The following is a 17,261-nucleotide window of genomic DNA, read 5'->3' as shown; positions in this document are numbered from 1 at the left end:
CTGCTAGCGTGGGCTCACGCCTTCAGCGGCTTACTTGACGACAGGTGCAGGGCCTTCGGCCACGCCCAGGTCATCGATTTCGCGGGTTTCGGAGATACCGGTACCGCCAGACGCCAGCTCGCTTTGCAGCTTGTCGGTGTCCAGTTCCTTGACCCACTTAGCCACAACGATGGTGGCAACGGCGTTACCGACCAGGTTGGTCAGTGCGCGGGCTTCGGACATGAAGCGGTCGATACCCAGGATCAGCGCCAAGCCGGCAACCGGCAGGTGGCCTACAGCCGACAAGGTTGCAGCCAAAACGATGAAGCCACTACCGGTCACGCCAGCAGCGCCTTTGGAGGAGAGCAGCAGCACCAGCAGCAGAGTGATCTGGTGGGTGATGTCCATGTGGGTGTCAGTCGCTTGAGCGATGAACACGGCAGCCATGGTCAGGTAGATCGAAGTACCGTCAAGGTTGAAGGAGTAGCCAGTCGGGATTACCAGACCTACTACGGATTTCTTGGCACCCAGACGCTCCATCTTGATCAGCATGCGTGGCAGTGCGGACTCGGAGGAGGAAGTACCCAATACGATCAGCAGCTCTTCACGGATGTAGCGGATCAGCTTGATGACGCTGAAACCGTGAGCGCGGCAGATACCGCCCAGCACCACCAGCACGAACAACAGGCAAGTGATGTAGAAGCAGATCATCAGTTGGCCCAACTGCACCAGGGAACCTACACCGTAGGCACCGATGGTGAACGCCATGGCGCCCAGGGCACCGAGTGGTGCGAGCTTCATGATCATGTTGATGATGTTGAACATCACGTGGGCGAAGCGATCGATGAAGTCCAGCACCGGCTTGCCGTAGGCACCCAGGCGATGCAGGGCAAAACCGAAGATCACCGAGAACATCAGCACTTGCAGGATGTCGCCGTTGGCGAAGGCGCCGACGATGGTGTTCGGGATCACGTTAAGCAGGAAGCCAACGATGCTCTGGTCTGCGCCAGCAGTCACATAGGCAGCGACTTTGGAAGCGTCCAGGGTCGCTACGTCGATGTGCATACCGGCGCCCGGTTGCACAACGTTCACCACGATCAGGCCGATCAGCAGGGCGACGGTGGAAACGATTTCGAAGTACAGCAGCGCGTAGCCGCCGGTTTTGCCGACCGATTTCATGCTTTGCATGCCAGCGATGCCGCTGACAACGGTGCAGAAGATGATCGGGGCGATGACCATTTTGATCAGTTTGATAAACCCGTCACCCAGTGGCTTAAGGGCCACACCGGTTTGCGGGTAGAAGTGACCGAGCAAAATACCGATAACGATTGCAACGATCACCTGGAAATACAGGGATTTGTAGATTGGCTGACGAGTCGTCATTGCAAAATTCCTCAATCGTCCCGTGTGGCAAATATCCGCCATTGCCCACGACACTTGAATTGCGAACCCTCCTGCACTGGAGGGATTTGTTGTTTGCGAAGCCTGTAGGTCCAGGCCTGCGCTGTAATCCTTATCGCAAACGCCGTGCCACTTTGCTCAAAAGCCCTAAAGGCCTTTAGGCATCAGGGCTGATGGTTTTCAGACGCCTCGCCAGGCGCCAAATCGGTTGGCGAATTTCCGCCACCGCACCCAATCGCGTCCTACAATTTGGCGGATATCCGCCTTGTCGCCTTGCCAGGTGCTGACTACCATCCGCCATTCCATGGACGAGGACCCCGCATGCGTGAACGCACCATCGCCAGTCACTACGCACGGGCCGCCCTGGGCGGAGCGCGTCGGGCCGGTTACGATTATTCGGGCCTGCTGCAACAGTTGGGCATCACCCCCGAGCAGTTGACTGAACCTCGCGCCCGCATTGCGCCGGAGCAATTTACCCGGTTGCTCCAGATGCTTTGGCTGGCGTTGGACGACGAATACTTGGGCTTTGCCGACGGTCCGAGCAAACGTGGCACTTTCGCCATGATGTGCCATGCGTTGATCCACTGCCGCACGCTGGAGAAAGCCCTGGAACGCGGCTTATTATTTTATAGCCTATTCCCACAAGGCCCGCGTTGGCAGCTCACACGGGAAGGCGAAATGGCCCGCCTGAGCCTGGATGACTCCCAACTGTGGGACCCGGATCACTTCCTCAGCGAATGCCTGCTGGTGATCTGGCACCGCCTGGGCAGTTGGCTGATCGGCCAGCGCATCCGACTGCACCAGGCCACGTTCAGCTACCCGATGCCGGCCCACTCCAGCGAATATGACCTGCTGTTTCCCTGCGACCGGGTGTTCGGTTCGCCGAACAGTAGCCTGGTGTTCCCTGCCCGCTACCTGAACATGCCGCTGCTGCAGGATGAGCGCACCCTCAAGCACTTTCTGGAGCGCTCTCCCGCTGACCTGCTGTCACGCCCGGATGAAGGCGATAGCTTGAGCAGTCAGTTGCGACGCCTACTGAGCCGCGATCGCACGCCGTGGCCGGATCTGGAAGCCGTCGCTCAGCACTTGCACATCAGCCCACAAACCCTTCGCAGGCATTTGCGCGAAGAAGGCACCAGCTTTCAGGCGCTCAAAGATGAGTTGCGGCGGGACATCGCCATCTACCATCTAGGACGGGCGGATTTGTCGTTGCAGGAGATTGCCGAGCAGTTGGGATTTTCCGAACCGTCGGCATTTCATCGGGCGTTCAAGAAGTGGACAGGGTTAACGCCGGGGGCCTATCGCGCACGGGAGAGTTAGAGAGGCGTTGTGTGTGAGGGCCTCATCGGGCGCAAGCCCCCTCCCACCTTTGACTGCGTTTACAAAGTTTGATGCTTGAATAAATTCAAAATGCGGGAGAGGGCTTGCCCCCGATAGGGCCAGCCCAGCCACTGAAGATCACACAGATGGAAAGTGGATCTTGAACGCCGCGCCACCCAGCGGTGAATCTCCCAGGGTCAGTCGCGCCCCGTAGCTTTCTATGATGTCCTTGACCACCGCCAACCCAATCCCCTGCCCCGGATGCTGGCGGTCCAGCCGCTCGCCCCGTTGCAAAATCCGCGCGCGCTGATCTGGCGGCACACCTGGTCCGTCATCTTCTATGCACAACTCAATGCCTTCGAGGTTCTCGACCAGACTAACTCGCACTTCACTCAGGCACAGCCGATAAGCGTTTTCCAGCAGGTTGCCAAGCAATTCGAGCAAGGCACCCTTCTCGATCGGCACATCGCAGGCGTGCGGCAGTTCAAAGGACACCCTGACCCCCTTGTCGCGGTAGACCTTGCCCAAGGTATCGCACAGGCTTTGCAGCACCGGCTCCAGGCGCACTTGATGGCGCACCAGGCCGCTTTTGCGCAAACTGGCGCGCTGCAACTGGTAGCTGATCTGCTGGCTCATGCGTTCGATCTGCGATTGCAGCACCCAGGCCTGATCGCGGTCTTCTGGGCGCTTGGCCATGTCTTCACTCACGCCTTGCAACACGGCGAGCGGGGTTTTCAGGCTGTGAGCTAAGTCATCGAGGGAGTCGCGGTATCGCGTACGTTGTTCACGCTCACTGTGCAGCAAGCGGTTGAGGGAGCCGGTAAGGCGCAGCAATTCACGTGGGTGTTGTTCGGACAGGCTTTCGCGGGTGCCGCCTTCGATCTGGTCAAGCTCCTGACTCAGCCGCCGCAGGGCTTGGAGGCCCCAGGTCAGGCCCAGCCACAGCAACGTCAGCAGCACCAGCAACGCCGCGCCGAAGCCCAAGTAGAGGTTTTCGCGCAGGCCTTCTAGGGTCAGCTGGTATTCGCGCACCGGTTGCAGGGCGACGATACTGAACGCCGCACTCTTGCCGCCGAGCAGCTTGACCTCCACGTCATAGACGAAGAACTCCTGGCCGTCCGCTTCGCGAATCCTCGCGAATTCATTGCCTCGCCCGTCATAGCGCGGCTTGTAGTTGATGTTTTCTTCCCGGGTAGCCCGCGAGCGCCACACCAAGTGGCCTTCGCGGTCGTAGATATAGCCGAGCAGACGGCTATCGGTCAGGTTGAAACGTTCGTCCGGCAACTGCGCAGGCATCAGCAGGCGGTTGTTTTCGACCCGCGCGGCGGAGATCAGCGTCGTCACGTCCGACGCCAGGCGCTGTTCGATGGAGTCCTGCAACGCCAGACTGAAAGCGCCCTGCATGGCCGGCAACAAGCCCAGCATGAACAACACGGCCAGGGTCGCTGCCGCCAGCATCAAACGCACACGTAACGAGCGGATCAACGGCAGCGCTCATTGAACAGGTAGCCCAGGCCACGCACGGTGTCGATCGGTTTGAACCCTGTGGGGCCTTCCAGCTTGCGGCGCAGGCGGCCGACCAAGACTTCAATGACGTTTGGATCGCGCTCGTCGTCGTCGGGGTAAAGCTGTTCCATCAAGCGGTCTTTGGCGACAACTTGCTGGTGATGGCGCATCAGGTATTCAAGGATGCGGTATTCGTAGGCGGTCAGCGCCAGTGGCTGTTCGTCGAGGGACGCTTGCTTGCGGTTGAGGTCCAGCAGCAAGGGCCCGGCAACGATAGTCGATTGGGTGAACCCGCTGGAGCGGCGCAGCAAGGCGTTCATGCGCGCCTCCAACTCTTCGAACTGGAATGGTTTGACGACGTAGTCGTCAGCACCGGCGGCCAGGCCTTCGACCTTGTCCTGCCAGTTGCCGCGCGCGGTGAGGATTAGGATCGGAAACGTTTTGGCCTGGCTGCGCAGTTGGCGGATCAGGTCCAGGCCGCCCATGCCGGGCAGGCCCAGGTCGATAATCGCCAGGTCATGGTTGAATTGACCGACCTGGTAAAGCGCCTCTTCGGCGTTGGCCACAGCTTCGACCACGTGGCCGCTGTCGGTCAGGCGGGTAAACAGGTGATGACGCAGCAGCGCCTCATCTTCCACCACCAGCAATTTCATAAGGCTCTCCAAAGCAAATCAACTGTCCGACAGGGGGACATCATAGCGGCCCTGCAGGTCTTGCGGGCGCAGTTTAATGCCATTGAACTGGCCACTCAGATGCGCGTAACCGGTGCGGTAGGCTGGCTGTGGGGTAGCAAGGCCCAGGGACTGGCCCCAAGGCGTAGGCTGACTGCTCGCGTCTTCGAAACTGACACGTTGAATCAAGGTGCTGGTTTTCTTGGTTTTCTCGCGGCCGAATGCGGCAAAGTCACCATCAGAGGCCTGGACCCCTGCGGTGGCACTGAGCATGGTCAACGCCAACATCAGCTTTTTGATCGCAGTCATGGTGTTACCTCATACGCGTTTGGCTGTTGAGGTCAGCCTACGCAAAAGCCCCTGAACTCCCCCTGAACAGGCGGTGCGCCGCAGCGGGCTATCCTCTGGCGCCTCAACTCGGCAAAATACCGCCCATGAATCTTCTGCCCGCTTGCTGCACACCACTCGACGCCCATTGGCCACTGCCCGAACCATTACCGGGAACAGTGTTTCTCGGCACTCACTTCGACCCGGCATTGTTGGCAGCCGGTGATTTCCAACGCTGCGCAGTGCCGGCACCGGCGAGCATCCAGCGCTCAGTGGCCAAGCGCCAAGCCGAGTTTCTGGCCGGTCGCCTGTGCGCCCGCGCCGCTCTGCAACACCTCGATCAGCTTGACTGCATCCCGGCTATCGGCGAAGACCGTGCACCGGTCTGGCCCGCGCACATCAGTGGCTCGATCACACACAGCACCGGGCATGCCGCGGCGATTGTCGGGTACAAGGCGCAATGGCGCGGGTTGGGGATGGACCTGGAAAATGTACTCACGCTGGAGCGCGCGGAGCGTCTGGCCGGGGAAATTCTGACAGCCAACGAGCTGCAGCGTATGGGCGGTGTGGCGCGAGAGCAGATTGCCCTGCTGGTGACGCTGACGTTTTCGGTCAAAGAGAGCCTGTTCAAGGCGCTTTACCCGATTGTGCACAAGCGCTTCTATTTTGAGCATGCCGAGGTGGTGGAGTGGACCGAGGCCGGGCATATAAAGCTGCGGTTGCTGACTGACTTGTCGGATGAGTGGTGCCATGGCAAGGAGTTGGTTGGGCAGTTTGCGGTGAATGATGGGCAGCTCTTGAGCCTGGTGAGCATCAGCGCCTGATAGGTCAGGTTTTATCCTGCCCCCTCGGCCAACTCAAACTGAAACACGCCCCACCCAGGTTGTTGCTCTTGCTGATCAATGCGCGCCCGCCGTGCCAATAGATGATCCGCCGTACAATCGACAAGCCCAGGCCATGGCCCCCGGACGCTCGGGTGCGGCTGTCGTCGAGCCGCAGGAAGGGCGTAAAAATACGCTCCCAGGCGTTTTCCGGCACACCGGGGCCATCGTCCTCTACATCGATTCGACAGCGCACCTGACCCACCTGATAACTGATCAGCACTTGGCTCTGCGCGTGGCGCATGGCATTGCTCACCAGATTTTGCAGGGCACGGTGTAAATAGCGGGGTTCGGCGTCGACCCAGGCGTTATCCCAGTGGGCCGATGACAAGCAGATACCCCGCGCCACAGTCACCTGTGGGCGCAGTGGCGATAATTCGCCAATCACCTGATCAAGCAACGCATCAAGGTCCACTCGCTGAAAACTCAGCTCGGGTGCGCCCTGCTCCAGCCTTGCGTAGGTGAGCATTTCATCCACCAGGCCATCGAGGTCCTGGATATCGCTGTCCATGCCTTCCAGGTACTTGCGCCGGGCCTCTGGGGTAGCAGCGTCGCCGATCATCTCCAATCCGAAGCGCAGGCGCGCTACCGGCGTGCGCAGTTCGTGGGACACCGCACGTACCAGTTCGCGCTGAATCGCCAGCAATTGCTGCAAGTGCTCAGCCATGCCATTGAAGGCCGCGGCGAGGCGACCCACCGAGTCCGCTCCCCGGGCCGGCACGCGTACTTCCAGATTGCCCTTGGCAATGCGTGTCGCGGCCGCCTCCAGGCCACGCAGCCGGCGCTCAAGCTGACGCACCAGCAGATAGACGATCAAGCCGATCAAGGTCAGGCCAATCAAAGCAATCAGGACCAGCCACTGCACCGGGTACGGGTTCATTTGATACAGCGGACCGAGTTCCAGCACCCAGGGCGTACCGACAATGCCGGAGAACACGCGGATCGAGTCGCCCCCCTTGCCCAGGGCCATCACCGTATCGCCCTCCGACACGCGGCGGCGCTGGTCGTCGTCCATATCTGCCTGGTCGAGGGTCATCAGGTGCATTTCGAACCCAAAGCCCTTGGCTTCTTTTATATCCGCCAACCTTTGCGGCTGCTCGGCCACGGGGAAGCGCACCAATTCGTCAGCCAGCAGGTAAATGGTCGCACGGGCCAGTTGTTCGCTGATCTGCTGCACCTCGCCCGTCAGCACCCATTGCTCTTTATCGCTGACCAGACGCAGAACACGGGCGGCGTGAGGGCCGGTCTGCTGCACCAGAACCTGGCCGCGTTGCAGGCTGTTGCGCTGGCTGAGGTCCAACTGTGCGTCGGTGAGGCTGCGCAGTTCCAGGGGGATCCCCAGCAAGCGCTCCCACACCGCCAAGGCACGTTGGCGTTCGATAGCGCTCATGGGTTGCAGGTTGTCGCCCATCAAGGCAAAGGTGCCATGGGCGAGGCGCTCGCGGTATTGGCCGCTGCGCACCTCGTTAAGCAGGTGCAAGGCCAGTACGCCCAACAGCGCCACCAGGATGAGGGCCGCGCACATGCCGCCGTAGATACGCAGGAAGATCGAGTTCACAGCGACATATCGGCGGCGGCTTCAGGGACGAATAAGTAGCCTTTGCTACGAATGGTCTTGATCAGACGCGGATGGATCGGATCGTCGCCGATTTTCGGGCGAATTCGTGAGATGCGTACATCGATGGACCGGTCTTGGCCGTCATAGCCGATACCGCGCAGGGCGATAAAGATTTCTTCGCGGGACAGGATGCGCCCGGCATTCGCCACCAGCAGCCACAGCAGGTCAAATTCAGCGCTGGTCAGTTCGATACTGCCGTCGTGCAGCCAGGCTTCGCGCAGGGCGTTGTCTACCACCAACGGGCCGAATTCCAGGCGGCGCTGGTTTTCTACCGTTGCGGATTCGGCGGGCTCACTGCGCCGCAGCAGCGCCTGGATACGCGCCAGCAACAGCCGGGGGCGCACGGGTTTGCATACGTAGTCGTCGGCGCCCATGTCCAGGCCCAGCACCTGGTCCATGTCATCAGTGCGCGCGGTGAGCATGAGGATCACACCCTCGTAGCGCTCGCGCACCTTGCGGCAGATGCTCAGGCCATCTTCGCCGGGCAGCATCAGGTCGAGGATCACCAGGTCTGGTTGCTCGGCGATGATACGCGCTGCGGCCTGGGCGCCATCGCCTTCAACCGAAACACGCAGGCCGTTGCTTTCCAGGTACTCACGGGTCAATTCGGCCAATCGCTCGTCGTCCTCGACGATCAGGATTTGCCAGGCTTCTTGCTCCATGCGCTACCTCGATTCTAATTATTGTCATGTACGGGAAGCACAATACTGCCTCTATTGAAGGCCGATTGTAGCCATGCCCCAACCCTGGAACACAAGCCGGTAAATCCATTCGGTGATCGCGTTTTTTTGTGGTAGGGTTCGCGCCCTCAAAAATCCAACCGGCTGTTTTTATATTGGAATATTCGGTGACAAACGGCCGAATCCAGCAGTACTGCGGCCTACACGGGCGTTCCACGTTTCATACACATTTTACCCACAGCGTTATCCACAGGTCGTGCGTTGCTAAGCCCCCCAAAACGCATTATCTTGTACCTCGGCGCTAAAAAAACCCTACATGTAGGGTTTTGAGCGAAAAGACCCAACACAAGTCAGACAAGAAACTCAAGCCCTTTCTTGCTCCTGTTTGGTCGAACCCAAGCATTTTTTGAAAGCCCAAACCGCTCAAGCGGATGGCAGCCGTTTTCAAGCTCCAATAGCAGAAAACGGTACGGGTGTTGCAGTGCTTGAACCTGGCAACTGTCACCCACCAGGAATACGGCCAAGGGCATTAAAGCCCCGAACCGAAGACTTCGGCATGGAAGCGGCGCGAACAGCCCCCCTTCCTCCTGTCCCGAAGTTGTTATGCCAGGCCAACGCCTGCTGTAAGTGCTTCAGGACGGAACGGTGGGCACCGTGATGGTGCCCAAATAAATATAGAATGTGGAGACAACCCCCCATGCAAACCGACACAACTCGCGAGAACCCGCAGGGCTCCGTGCCGCTGGCAGCAGATTCGAATATGGATCTGTCCGCCACTGCACCAGGGCAACTGCGCGTGATCAAGCGTAACGGCACTGTCGTTCCTTACACCGATGACAAAATCACCGTCGCCATCACCAAAGCGTTTCTTGCAGTTGAAGGCGGCACCGCTGCCGCTTCGTCGCGCATCCACGACACCGTTGCCCGCCTGACCGAACAAGTCACCGCGACCTTCAAGCGTCGCATGCCGTCGGGCGGCACTATCCACATCGAAGAAATCCAGGACCAGGTCGAACTGGCCCTGATGCGTGCCGGCGAGCAAAAAGTTGCGCGCGACTACGTGATCTACCGTGACGCCCGCTCCAAAGAGCGCGCCGTGCGCTCCCCGGCCGAAGAAGCCGCCGTACAAGCTCACCCGTCGATCCGTATCACCCTGGCCGACGGTACGTTTGCACCGCTGGACCTGGGCCGCCTGAACACCATCATCACCGAGGCCTGCGAAGGCCTGGAAGAAGTCGACGGTGACCTGATCCAGCGCGAAACCCTGAAGAACCTGTACGACGGCGTGGCCCTGACCGACGTCAACACCGCCCTGGTGATGACCGCCCGTACCCTGGTTGAACGCGAGCCGAACTACTCGTTCGTGACCGCGCGCCTGCTGATGGACACCCTGCGTGCCGAAGGTCTGGGCTTCCTGGGCGTGGCCGACAGCGCCACCCACCACGAAATGGCCGACCTGTATGCCAAGGCTCTGCCTGCCTACGTCGCCAAGGGTATCGAGTTCGAATTGCTGAACCCAATCCTGGCCACTTTCGACCTGGAAAAACTCGGCAAGGCGATCAATCACGAGCGCGACCAGCAGTTCACTTACCTGGGCCTGCAAACCCTGTACGACCGTTACTTCATCCACAAGGACGGTATCCGCTTCGAACTGCCGCAAGTGTTCTTCATGCGCGTGGCCATGGGCCTGGCGATCGAAGAGAAACACAAAGAAGACCGTGCGATCGAGTTCTACAACCTGCTGTCGTCCTTCGACTACATGTCGTCGACCCCGACGCTGTTCAACGCCGGCACCCTGCGTCCACAGCTGTCGAGCTGCTACCTGACCACCGTGCCGGATGACCTGTCGGGCATCTACCACGCGATCCACGACAACGCCATGTTGTCCAAATTCGCAGGCGGCCTGGGCAACGACTGGACGCCGGTGCGGGCCTTGGGTTCGTACATCAAGGGCACCAACGGCAAGTCCCAGGGCGTCGTACCGTTCCTGAAAGTCGTGAACGACACCGCGGTAGCGGTCAACCAGGGCGGCAAGCGCAAAGGCGCTGTGTGTGCCTACCTGGAAACCTGGCACATGGACATTGAAGAGTTCATCGAGCTGCGCAAGAACACAGGTGATGATCGTCGTCGTACCCACGACATGAACACCGCCAACTGGATCCCTGACCTGTTCATGAAGCGTGTCTTCGATGACGGCCCGTGGACCCTGTTCTCGCCATCCGAAGTGCCGGACCTGCACGACCTGACCGGCAAGGCTTTCGAAGAACGCTACGAGTATTACGAAGCCCTGTCCCAGTACCCAGGCAAGATCAAGCTGTTCAAGACCATCCAGGCCAAAGACCTGTGGCGCAAGATGCTGTCCATGCTGTTCGAAACCGGCCACCCATGGCTGACCTTCAAGGACCCATGCAACCTGCGCAGCCCGCAGCAGCACGTGGGCGTGGTTCACAGCTCGAACCTGTGCACCGAGATCACCTTGAACACCAACAAGGACGAGATCGCCGTTTGCAACCTGGGTTCGATCAATCTGCCGAACCACATCGTCAACGGCAAGCTGGACACTGCCAAGCTGGAGCGCACCGTCAACACCGCAGTTCGCATGCTCGATAACGTAATCGACATCAACTACTACTCGGTGCCACAGGCGCAGAACTCCAACTTCAAGCACCGCCCGGTTGGCCTGGGCATCATGGGCTTCCAGGACGCGCTGTACCTGCAGCACATCCCTTACGGTTCGGATGCAGCGGTCGAGTTCGCCGACAAGTCCATGGAAGCGGTCAGCTACTACGCGATCCAGGCTTCCTGCGACCTGGCCGACGAGCGCGGTGCCTACGAGACGTTCCAGGGTTCGCTGTGGTCCAAAGGCATCCTGCCGCTGGACTCGCAACAGATCCTGATCGAGCAACGTGGCCAGAAGTACATTGATGTTGACCTGGAAGAATCCCTGGACTGGGCGCCGGTACGTGCCCGCGTGCAGAAAGGTATTCGTAACTCCAACATCATGGCCATCGCACCGACCGCGACCATCGCCAACATCACCGGCGTGTCCCAGTCGATCGAACCGACCTACCAGAACCTGTATGTGAAATCGAACCTGTCGGGCGAATTCACCGTGATCAACCCGTACCTGGTTCGCGACCTCAAGGCTCGCGACCTGTGGGACTCGGTCATGATCAACGACCTGAAGTACTACGACGGTTCCGTGCAGCAGATCGAGCGCATCCCGCAAGAACTCAAAGAGCTCTACGCGACCGCCTTCGAAGTGGACACCAAGTGGATCGTTGACGCCGCCAGCCGTCGTCAGAAGTGGATCGACCAGGCTCAGTCCCTGAACCTGTACATCGCTGGCGCTTCGGGCAAGAAGCTGGACGTGACCTACCGCATGGCTTGGTACCGTGGCCTGAAAACCACTTACTACCTCCGTGCCCTGGCCGCAACCAGCACCGAGAAGTCGACCATCAACACCGGTAAGCTGAACGCTGTATCCAGCGGCAACCATGGTGATGACTCGGTACTCGCTGCTCCAGCCGGTCCGGCACCCGTGCCAAAGGCCTGCGCGATTGATGAGCCGGATTGCGAAGCTTGCCAATAAGCTAAGCAGGTAAGCGCCTAATAGCGCTTACTCGAAACTCCCGATCAACCCTCTGGGCTGGTCGGGGGTTTTCTTTTGCCTGCGGTTTGATCGCTCTCACCCGTGGGGACCGTTTCAAACACACTTTTCTTACATCCACAAAAAAGCCCCTCTCACGAGGGGCTTCTTGTGGAGCATTACCGCATCAGGTCATCTGAATGATGGTCTGCATGATGGTGCTCTGCGTGGAGATGGTCTTGGCGTTCGCCTGATAGTTGCTCTGGGCCTTGATCAGGTCTACCAGCTCGTTGGTCAGGTTGACGTTGGAGTTCTCCAGGGAGTTGGCCACAATCGAACCCAGGGTCCCGGATTGCGGGGTGTCGTAACCCGGCTGGCCCGAGGAGAAGGTCTCTCTCCAAGCGGTACTACCCGCAGGCTGCAGGCCCTGTTCGTTGTTGAAGCTGGCCAGGGAGATCTGGCCAATGGCCTTGCTCTGCTGGTTGCTGAACGTGGCGAACATGACGCCGTTGCCGTCGATTTTCAGGCCGGTGATCTGGCCGGTGGCGTAGCCGTCGGTAGTCGGTGGGTTGCGGTAGCTGGCAGAGTTGTACTGGGTGATATTGCCCATATTCACGGCAATTGGCCCGGCGGTCGCTTCGTTTGGCGTCCAATTGCCATCGGTCACCGATCCTGGGACCCAGCCAGTGAGCGTCAATGTCTTGCTGCTCACGCCACCGGTAACAACATCTTTAAGCTTACCGGCACCATCAAAAGTGATGGTCGATGGCACAGGTGCAGTGGTGCCGGTCGTTGTCGGCTTGGAACCATCCAGGTTACGACCATCGATCAACGTGTAGGCATTCCACTCGTTGGCGTCGGTTTTCACCATGTACTGCACCATGGCGTGCGAGTTGCCTTGGGAGTCGTACAAGGTGGTGCTGTACTGAGTGGTAAAGGTGGTGGTGTCGCTTGGGTTGAACGGCTTGTCGGTCTGATTGATCACCGGCTCCGACGAGTTCAGGTTACTGGTGGAATCCACTTTGGTGGACGCCTTCGGCGGCAGATAAGACAAGTTCAGTTGCAGGTCGGTCAAGCCACCCTTGATGATCTTGCCGTCTTCATCCGCTGCGTAGCCTTGCAGGCGCGAAGTGCCGGTGTTGTTGGTGATATAGCCGTCTTTGTCGGCACGGAACGCACCACTACGGGTGTATTCCAGCGAACCGTCGCTGCCCTTCTGCACGAAGAAGCCACCGCCCTGGATCGCCATGTCCAGCACGCCGCCGCTGTTGTTGACGTCACCTTGGGTGAACTGCTGGGACACCGCCGCCAGGTTCACACCATTGCCGATGCTGTTCTGGCCGGTGCCCAATTTGGACGCGGCGTAGATGTCGGCGAATTCCGCACGGGACGACTTGAAGCCAGTGGTCGCGACGTTGGCGATGTTGTTGCCAGTCACGTCCAATTGTTTGTTGGCCGCATAGAGGCCGCTAAGGCCGATATTAAAAGACATGTTTCTCTCCCTCTGCCGTAGTTAGCCGGCTCTATGTACCGATAGTCTGAATTTGCGACAGCTTGACGCTGCCCATGCCACCCGCAAGGTTCAGCAGCATCTCGCCACCGGTCTTGCTCAAAGTCACGCTGGTCACCGTTGCCGGCAACGAAGTGGCCAGGGCCACTGAATCGCCCGCGTCATTCTTGGTCGTGGCCGCGAAGGTGTAGGTGCCCGCTGGAGCCACCTCACCCGCATCGTTCTTGCCATCCCAGATGAAGCTCGCGGTGCCTGCGCTCTGGGCACCCATATCAATGGTGCGCACCAAGTTGCCATCTTTGTCTGTGATCTTGATGGCGACGTTGCCGGTGGCTGCAGTCACAGCTACCGAACCGTTCATGCTCTTGCTCGTATCCACCAGGGCCTTGTCGGTCTGGGTGATGATCGAACGCCCAACCAGCGACGAAGCCTGCAGCGCCTGGGAGGAGCTGAAGTTGCTGGAGATTGCATTCACCGAGTCGTTGAGGGTGTTGATGCCTTCCAGGCTGCTGAACTGGGCCAGTTGGGCCACAAATGCACCGTTGTCCTGAGGCGACAGCGGGTCCTGGTTTTTCAGCTGGGTGACGAGCAGCTGCAGGAATGCATCTTTACCCAACGACTGATTGCCGGTAGCAGCAGCAGCCGTACTCGCGACATTGTTTGTTGCAGTGCTGACCTTGGAATTGAAAAGGTCTTGGACTGCCGAATTAGTAGACGTATCAACGATGGCCATTATTTGGCGCCCCTTATCACTGACCCAGGGTCAGGACCTTCTGCATCATGGTTTTGGCGGTGTTCATCATTTCCGCATTGGTCTGGAACGAGCGGCTGGCGGAAATCATGTCGGCCATTTCCTCGACCACGTTGACGTTCGGGTAGTACACGTAGCCTTTTTCGTTCGCAGCCGGGTGGTTCGGCTCGTAGCGGGCTTCGAGGTTGCTCTGGTCTTCGACCACGCCGAGCACCTGCACGCCAGAGCCTGCTGCGCCCTGCTCCTGAAACAACGAATCGCTGCCGCCGTTCTGGCCGCCCTGGAACATGGTGGCGAAGACCGGGTGACGCGCACGGTAGGTCTGGTCAATGCTCGAAGACACAGTCTCGGCGTTGGCGATGTTACTGGCGACGGTGTTGAGACGCGTGGTCTGGGCGCTCATGCCACTACCGGCAATATTGAAAACACTGGACAGGGACATGGCTTACTCTCCACGAAGGGCCGACATCAGCCCTTTGAATTTGCTGTTGAGCAGCGTAAAGCTGGCTTGGAAGTTCACCGAGTTCTCGGCGTAGGCCGATTGCTCCAGCTGGGCGTCGACGGTGTTCTGGTCGATCGACGGCTGCATCGGCGTGCGATACAGCAGCGACTCGTCACCACTGCTCAGACCTTGTGCTTCGATATGACGGTTGTTGGTCATGTTCAAGGCGAAGGTGCCGTTCTTGGTCTTGTCCTGCTGTGCGGCAAGCACGGCGGAGAAGTCCAGGTCCCGAGCCTTGTAGTTCGGGGTATCGGCGTTGGCAATGTTGTTGGCCAGGACTTCAGCACGCTGGGCGCGGAAGCCCAGGGCTTTTTCGTGGATACCGAGCGCTTTATCGAAGCTGATGCTCATGGCGGAAACCTTTAGGCTGACCTGCTGTTCGTTAACTGGGTTATAGCAAAGCGCATGCCAGTTTCTGAAAAGCCCATGAATCAAGGGTTTACGGGGATATTGCCGGCGGCAATGCCAGAAAAGCGGCAACGGGTCTCCGCGTAGCGCCAGTAAAGCGGCAATCCGGCTTGCCGCTATCCTGAGGATTGCCGCACAAAAAAAATGTGGGAGGGGGCTTGCCCCCGATAGCGGTGTATCAGTGATAGATGCATCAACTGAACCACCGTTATCGGGGGCAAGCCCCCTCCCACATTCTTGACCGCGTACGCTTTATTACTTGGCCTGGTAGATGATCCCAGGGCTGCACTGCACCATCTGGAAATGATCCGGCAGGCCATTGAGCGCCTCGGAAGCACCGAGGAACAAGTAACCGCCACGCTTGAGGGTGCCGTGGATGCGCAAGAGGATGTCTTTCTTCACTTCGGCCGAAAAGTAGATCAGCACGTTGCGGCAAAACACCATGTCGAACTTGCCAAGGCTGGCGTAGCTATCAAGCAGGTTGAACGAGCGGAACTCAACGCGGCTCTTGATTGGCGCCTTGATCGCCCAACGCCCCGCCCCTTTCGGGTCGAAGTAACGTTGCAGGCGTTCCTGGGACAACCCACGTCCCAGAGCCAGGCTGTCGTACTCGCCGGTCTTGCAATTAGTGAGCATGGTGCCGGACAGGTCAGTGGCAACAATTTGTGCCCCGGCCTTCAACTGACCCATGTTTGTCCGTTCGAACTCATCAATGGACATCGAGATAGAGTACGGTTCCTGCCCCGAGGAGCAGGCTGCCGACCAGATACGCAGACGCTGGCCCGGGCTGGCCTTGATAGCCTCCGGCAGCACTTTGCTCTTGAGCACTTCAAAGGGGTAGGTATCACGAAACCAAAGGGTTTCGTTGGTGGTCATGGCATCGACCACCATTTCTTTGAGACCACTGCGCGGCTGCCCCTGGATCCGTTGAACCAACTCGCCCAGGGACTTGATGCCCTGCTGCTCCATCAGTTTGTTAAGACGGCTGGATACCAGGTATTGCTTGTTTTCACCGAGCAATATGCCACAGGCTTTTTCCAGGAAGACCCGGAACTGTTCAAAATCCAAATTACCCGTAGACACTGATACCGCCTCTAAAATCGTAAGACCGCCAGGGCAACAAGCCCTTAGCTGTGATCTGCTGCCTTGATCCGGTCGACTACCCGGGATGCCAGGTCATCAGGACGGAATTTGGCCAGGAAGTCATCGGCACCGACCTTCTTGACCATCGCCTGATTGAATACGCCCGACAACGAAGTATGCAGGATGATATGCAATTTTTGCATGCGTGGATCGCTGCGTATCTCAGCCGTGAGGGTGTAGCCGTCCATTTCCGGCATCTCGATGTCGGAGATCATCATCAAGAATTCTTCTTCCGGTTTCTTGCCTTCATCCACCAGCTTGCGCAGGTAATCCAGCGCCTGGCGACCATCATTAAGCGCCACCACTTCCACGCCGACGGTTTGCAGGCAACGGGTCACCTGCTTGCGTGCCACCGAGGAGTCATCCACCGTGAGCACACGTAGCGAGACCGCCTTATGCGCCGTTTCGGCATCCACCACGCCCACGGAAATCGATTCCGAGGTCGGCGCAACTTCGGCGAGGATCTTCTCCACGTCGATGATTTCCACCAACTGGTTGTCGACCCGCGTCACCGCCGTGAGGTAGTGGTCGCGGCCAGTGCCCTTGGGCGGCGGATGAATCTCTTCCCAGTTCATGTTGACGATGCGCTCCACCGAGCGCACCAGGAAGCCCTGGGTCTTGGTGTTGTACTCGGTGATGATTACGAACGGGCTCTCGCGGTCCTGCAGGCCAGCCGAACCGGTGGCCAGGGCCAGGTCAAGAATCGGGATGGTCGCGCCACGGATGTTGGCTACGCCACACACCACAGGGCTGGACTTGGGCATGATCGTCAGCTTGGGACATTGCAGCACTTCCCGCACCTTGAACACATTGATGCCGTACAGCTGTTTGCCATCCAGGCGAAAAAGCAACAACTCCAGGCGATTCTGCCCTACCAGCTGTGTGCGCTGGTTTACTGAATCCATTACTCCTGCCATGCCCAGACTCCTACGCTAAAACCTTGAAGGTGCGACGCGCACCCAACACTAAACGGCA

15 protein-coding genes are annotated in these 17,261 nt (G+C 59.0%); 3 read left to right on the top strand and 12 right to left on the bottom strand.

Annotated elements, in window-relative coordinates:
- Nucleotides 1–30 precede the first annotated feature (30 nt).
- Nucleotides 31–1,362 carry a dicarboxylate/amino acid:cation symporter gene (locus G9Q84_RS08490; RefSeq protein WP_032886791.1) on the bottom strand — a complete coding sequence of 444 codons (1,332 nt, stop codon included), beginning with the start codon at nt 1,360–1,362 and terminating at the stop codon, nt 31–33.
- Nucleotides 1,363–1,701: 339 nt separating this feature from the next.
- Between G9Q84_RS08490 and G9Q84_RS08485 the strand changes: the two genes are divergently transcribed.
- Nucleotides 1,702–2,700, top strand: a complete 999-nt coding sequence (locus G9Q84_RS08485) for an AraC family transcriptional regulator (protein ID WP_032886790.1) — start codon at nt 1,702–1,704, stop codon at nt 2,698–2,700.
- Between the two features lie 138 nt (nt 2,701–2,838).
- Here G9Q84_RS08485 and G9Q84_RS08480 read toward each other — a convergent pair whose 3' ends face one another.
- The 3 genes from G9Q84_RS08480 to G9Q84_RS08470 are packed head-to-tail and all read right to left on the bottom strand — an operon-like array spanning nt 2,839 to nt 5,186.
- Entirely contained in the window at nt 2,839–4,185 is a 1,347-nt protein-coding gene (locus G9Q84_RS08480) for an ATP-binding protein (RefSeq protein WP_032886789.1), read from the bottom strand.
- The gene (locus G9Q84_RS08475; protein WP_032886788.1) at nt 4,182–4,859 is read right to left on the bottom strand and encodes a response regulator; all 678 of its coding nucleotides are present in this window, start codon (nt 4,857–4,859) and stop codon (nt 4,182–4,184) included. Before G9Q84_RS08475 ends, G9Q84_RS08480 begins: the two co-directional genes overlap by 4 nt.
- 18 nt (nt 4,860–4,877) lie before the next feature.
- Complete coding sequence (locus G9Q84_RS08470; protein ID WP_032886787.1) at nt 4,878–5,186, bottom strand: hypothetical protein; 309 nt, start codon at nt 5,184–5,186, stop codon at nt 4,878–4,880.
- A gap of 125 nt (nt 5,187–5,311) precedes the next feature.
- Between G9Q84_RS08470 and G9Q84_RS08465 the strand changes: the two genes are divergently transcribed.
- A complete protein-coding gene (locus G9Q84_RS08465) occupies nt 5,312–6,028 on the top strand; it encodes a 4'-phosphopantetheinyl transferase family protein (RefSeq protein WP_122756354.1) in 717 nt (238 codons plus the stop codon).
- Between the two features lie 4 nt (nt 6,029–6,032).
- Here G9Q84_RS08465 and G9Q84_RS08460 read toward each other — a convergent pair whose 3' ends face one another.
- Both G9Q84_RS08460 and G9Q84_RS08455 read right to left on the bottom strand, forming a co-directional pair.
- Entirely contained in the window at nt 6,033–7,643 is a 1,611-nt protein-coding gene (locus G9Q84_RS08460) for an ATP-binding protein (RefSeq protein ID WP_032886785.1), read from the bottom strand.
- Nucleotides 7,640–8,365: a response regulator gene (locus G9Q84_RS08455; protein WP_032886784.1), complete on the bottom strand. Its 726-nt coding sequence runs from the start codon at nt 8,363–8,365 to the stop codon at nt 7,640–7,642. The genes G9Q84_RS08460 and G9Q84_RS08455 overlap by 4 nt, the downstream gene beginning before the upstream one ends.
- Nucleotides 8,366–9,080: 715 nt before the next feature.
- Here G9Q84_RS08455 and G9Q84_RS08450 point away from each other — a divergent pair.
- Complete coding sequence (locus tag G9Q84_RS08450; protein ID WP_032886782.1) at nt 9,081–11,975, top strand: ribonucleoside-diphosphate reductase subunit alpha; 2,895 nt, start codon at nt 9,081–9,083, stop codon at nt 11,973–11,975.
- Nucleotides 11,976–12,159: 184 nt separating this feature from the next.
- Here G9Q84_RS08450 and flgE read toward each other — a convergent pair whose 3' ends face one another.
- The 6 genes from flgE to G9Q84_RS08420 all read right to left on the bottom strand — a co-directional run bounded on the left by flgE (nt 12,160) and on the right by G9Q84_RS08420 (nt 17,203).
- Nucleotides 12,160–13,464: a flagellar hook protein FlgE gene (gene flgE, locus G9Q84_RS08445; RefSeq protein WP_032886780.1), complete on the bottom strand. Its 1,305-nt coding sequence runs from the start codon at nt 13,462–13,464 to the stop codon at nt 12,160–12,162.
- A gap of 31 nt (nt 13,465–13,495) precedes the next feature.
- Nucleotides 13,496–14,215 (bottom strand): flagellar hook assembly protein FlgD, encoded by a 720-nt coding sequence (flgD, locus tag G9Q84_RS08440; RefSeq protein WP_032886778.1) that lies wholly within the window; start codon nt 14,213–14,215, stop codon nt 13,496–13,498.
- A 16-nt stretch (nt 14,216–14,231) separates the two neighbouring features.
- Nucleotides 14,232–14,675: a flagellar basal body rod protein FlgC gene (gene flgC, locus G9Q84_RS08435; RefSeq protein WP_032886776.1), complete on the bottom strand. Its 444-nt coding sequence runs from the start codon at nt 14,673–14,675 to the stop codon at nt 14,232–14,234.
- 3 nt (nt 14,676–14,678) lie between these two features.
- Nucleotides 14,679–15,086 carry a flagellar basal body rod protein FlgB gene (flgB, locus tag G9Q84_RS08430; protein WP_032886775.1) on the bottom strand — a complete coding sequence of 136 codons (408 nt, stop codon included), beginning with the start codon at nt 15,084–15,086 and terminating at the stop codon, nt 14,679–14,681.
- 312 nt (nt 15,087–15,398) lie between these two features.
- On the bottom strand, nt 15,399–16,226 hold the full coding sequence (cheR, locus tag G9Q84_RS08425; RefSeq protein WP_032886774.1) for a protein-glutamate O-methyltransferase CheR: 828 nt from the start codon (nt 16,224–16,226) through the stop codon (nt 15,399–15,401).
- A gap of 44 nt (nt 16,227–16,270) precedes the next feature.
- Complete coding sequence (locus G9Q84_RS08420) at nt 16,271–17,203, bottom strand: chemotaxis protein CheV (RefSeq protein WP_095185679.1); 933 nt, start codon at nt 17,201–17,203, stop codon at nt 16,271–16,273.
- Between the last annotated feature and the right edge of the window lie 58 nt (nt 17,204–17,261).

It is taken from the genome of Pseudomonas sivasensis (genome assembly GCF_013778505.1).
In the GTDB taxonomy this organism is placed as follows: domain Bacteria; phylum Pseudomonadota; class Gammaproteobacteria; order Pseudomonadales; family Pseudomonadaceae; genus Aquipseudomonas; species Aquipseudomonas sivasensis.
Note: the sequence above shows the minus strand (reverse complement) of the source record. Positions and strands in the feature narration are given on the sequence as shown.

Excerpts from the sequence above, each read along its gene's own strand:
- G9Q84_RS08490 (WP_032886791.1), bottom strand. The coding sequence starts at position 1,362 with ATGACGACTCGTCAGCCAATCTACAAATCCCTGTATTTCCAGGTGATC.
- G9Q84_RS08485 (WP_032886790.1), top strand. The coding sequence starts at position 1,702 with ATGCGTGAACGCACCATCGCCAGTCACTACGCACGGGCCGCCCTGGGC.
- G9Q84_RS08475 (WP_032886788.1), bottom strand. The coding sequence starts at position 4,859 with ATGAAATTGCTGGTGGTGGAAGATGAGGCGCTGCTGCGTCATCACCTG.
- G9Q84_RS08470 (WP_032886787.1), bottom strand. The coding sequence starts at position 5,186 with ATGACTGCGATCAAAAAGCTGATGTTGGCGTTGACCATGCTCAGTGCC.
- G9Q84_RS08465 (WP_122756354.1), top strand. The coding sequence starts at position 5,312 with ATGAATCTTCTGCCCGCTTGCTGCACACCACTCGACGCCCATTGGCCA.
- G9Q84_RS08455 (WP_032886784.1), bottom strand. The coding sequence starts at position 8,365 with ATGGAGCAAGAAGCCTGGCAAATCCTGATCGTCGAGGACGACGAGCGA.
- G9Q84_RS08450 (WP_032886782.1), top strand. The coding sequence starts at position 9,081 with ATGCAAACCGACACAACTCGCGAGAACCCGCAGGGCTCCGTGCCGCTG.
- flgE (WP_032886780.1), bottom strand. The coding sequence starts at position 13,464 with ATGTCTTTTAATATCGGCCTTAGCGGCCTCTATGCGGCCAACAAACAA.
- flgD (WP_032886778.1), bottom strand. The coding sequence starts at position 14,215 with ATGGCCATCGTTGATACGTCTACTAATTCGGCAGTCCAAGACCTTTTC.
- flgC (WP_032886776.1), bottom strand. The coding sequence starts at position 14,675 with ATGTCCCTGTCCAGTGTTTTCAATATTGCCGGTAGTGGCATGAGCGCC.
- flgB (WP_032886775.1), bottom strand. The coding sequence starts at position 15,086 with ATGAGCATCAGCTTCGATAAAGCGCTCGGTATCCACGAAAAAGCCCTG.
- G9Q84_RS08420 (WP_095185679.1), bottom strand. The coding sequence starts at position 17,203 with ATGGCAGGAGTAATGGATTCAGTAAACCAGCGCACACAGCTGGTAGGG.